The following is a 2,543-nucleotide window of genomic DNA, read 5'->3' on the forward strand; positions in this document are numbered from 1 at the left end:
TCCAGCTTCTCGTAGTTACCACCCTCGACCTTGGTGATGCTGTTGGTCAGTGGCGCATTGGTGTTGTAGACGTTGTTCGGCGCGGTGAACTCGACCGTGCCGGTGGATTGGCCCACGCCGATGGTGATGCTCTGACCGTTGGCCAGGGTGATCACCAGCGGGCTGCCGGTCACTGGTGCCGACACCGAAGCGGTGTAGGTGACCACACCGCCTTCGACGACCGAACCCTCGGCGGTCAAGGTGACCGTGCTGGTGTCGATGGTGTCGCTAACGTTAGTGATCGCTTCGGCTGGATTGACCGCCAGCTTCTCGAAATCACCACCGTTGGTGTCAGTGATGGTGACTTTGACCTGACCGGCGTCTTTGTAGACGTCGTCCGATGGCGCTGCAACGGTCACGGTGCCTGAGGTTTTACCGGCGGCGATATTGATGGTCGCACCGTTGCTCAGGGTTACGGTCATCGCGGTGCCAGCCGGGTTGCTCAGCGTGGCGGTGTAGACGATCTGGCCGCCCTCGGCCACGTCGCCAGTCGCGCTCAGCACCAGGTTGGTGGTGGCCTGGGTCGCTGGGCTGTCGGTAACCGTAGTGGTCGGGGTACCGGCGGTTTCCAGGTTCTCGTAGTTACCACCTTCGACCTTGGTGATGCTGTTGGTCAGCGGCGCGTTGGTGTTGTAGACGTTGTTCGGCGCGGTGAACTCGACCGTGCCGGTGGATTGGCCGACACCGATGGTGATGCTTTGGCCGTTGGCCAAGGTCACCACCAATGGGCTGCCAGTGACCGGTGCGGATACCGAGGCGGTGTAGGTCGCTACACCGCCCTCAACCACGCTTGAAGTCGCAGTGAGGGTCACGGTCGACGTGTCGATCGTGTCGCTGACGTTGGTGATCGCTTCGGCTGGGTTGACCGCCAGCTTCTCGAAATCACCGCCGGTGGTATCGGTGATGCTGACTTTGACCTGACCGGCATCCTTGTAAACGTCGTCCGACGGTGCGGGGACGGTGACGGTGCCCGAGGTCTTGCCAGCGGCAATCTCAATGGTCGCGCCATTGCTCAAGGTCACGGTCATCGCCGTGCCCGCTGGGTTGCTCAGCGTGGCGGTGTAGACGATCTGGCCGCCTTCAGCCACGTCGCCGGTCGCTGTGAGCACCAGGTCGGTCGTCGCTTGAGTCGCTGGGCTGTCGGTGACGGTAGTGGTCGGGGTGCCAGCGGTATTCAGCTGCTCGTAGTTGCCACCTTCGACCTTGGTAATGCTGTTGGTCAGCGGCGCGTTGGTGTTGTAGACGTTGTTTGGCGCGGTGAACTCGACCGTGCCGGTGGATTGGCCCACGCCGATGGTGATGCTCTGACCGTTGGCCAGGGTGATCACCAGCGGGCTGCCGGTCACTGGTGCCGACACCGAAGCGGTGTAGGTGACCACGCCGCCTTCGACGACCGAACCATTGGCAGTCAGGGTCACGGTCGACGTATCGATCGTGTCGCTGACGTTGGTCACGGCTTCGGCTGGGTTGACCGCCAGCTTCTCGAAGTCACCACCGGTGGTATCGGTGATGCTGACTTTGACCTGACCGGCGTCTTTGTAGACATCATCGGTTGGCGCCGGAACGGTCACAGTGCCGGTGGTCTTGCCTGCGGCAATCTCGATGGTCGCACCGTTGCTCAGGGTCACGGTCATTGCCGTGCCCGCTGGGTTGTTCAGGGTCGCGGTGTAGACGATCTGACCGCCTTCGGCCACGTCCCCGGTCGCGCTCAGCACCAGGTTGGTGGTGGCCTGAGTTGCCGGGCTGTCGGTGACGGCGGTGCTAGGCGTGCCTGCGGTTTCCAGGTTCTCGTAGTTACCACCCTCGACCTTGGTAATGCTGTTGGTCAGCGGCGCGTTGGTGTTGTAGACGTTGTTCGGCGCGGTGAACTCGACCGTGCCGGTGGATTGGCCGACACCGATGGTGATGCTTTGGCCGTTGGCCAAGGTCACCACCAATGGGCTCCCAGTGACCGGTGCGGATACCGAGGCGGTGTAGGTCACTACACCGCCCTCAACCACGCTTGAAGTCGCAGTGAGGGTCACGGTCGACGTGTCGATCGTGTCGCTGACGTTGGTCACGGCTTCGGCTGGGTTGACCGCCAGCTTCTCGAAATCACCGCCGGTGGTATCGGTGATGCTGACTTTGACCTGACCAGCGTCTTTGTAGACATCATCGGTTGGCGCCGGAACGGTCACAGTGCCGGTGGTCTTGCCAGCCGCGATCTCAATGGTCGCGCCATTGCTCAAGGTCACGGTCATCGCCGTGCCCGCTGGGTTGCTCAGCGTCGCGGTGTAGACGATCTGGCCGCCTTCAGCCACGTCGCCGGTCGCGCTCAACACCAGGTCAGTGGTGGCCTGGGTCGCTGGGCTGTCTGTAACCGTGGTCGTTGGGGTACCCGCGGTTTCCAGCTGCTCGTAGTTACCACCTTCGACCTTGGTGATGCTGTTGGTCAGCGGCGCGTTGGTGTTGTAGACGTTGTTCGGCGCGGTGAACTCGACCGTGCCGGTGGACTGGCCGACGCC

At 62.5% G+C, this 2,543-nt stretch carries 1 protein-coding gene; it reads right to left on the reverse strand.

What is annotated here, in order from left to right; translation table 11 throughout:
- On the reverse strand, positions 1-2,543 hold a 2,543-nt coding region (locus tag ACIQUF_RS25535), incomplete at both ends, for an immunoglobulin-like domain-containing protein (RefSeq protein ID WP_403136516.1).

The sequence above is a fragment of the Pseudomonas sp. NPDC090233 genome, from assembly GCF_044772285.1.
Classification (GTDB): Bacteria; Pseudomonadota; Gammaproteobacteria; order Pseudomonadales; family Pseudomonadaceae; genus Aquipseudomonas.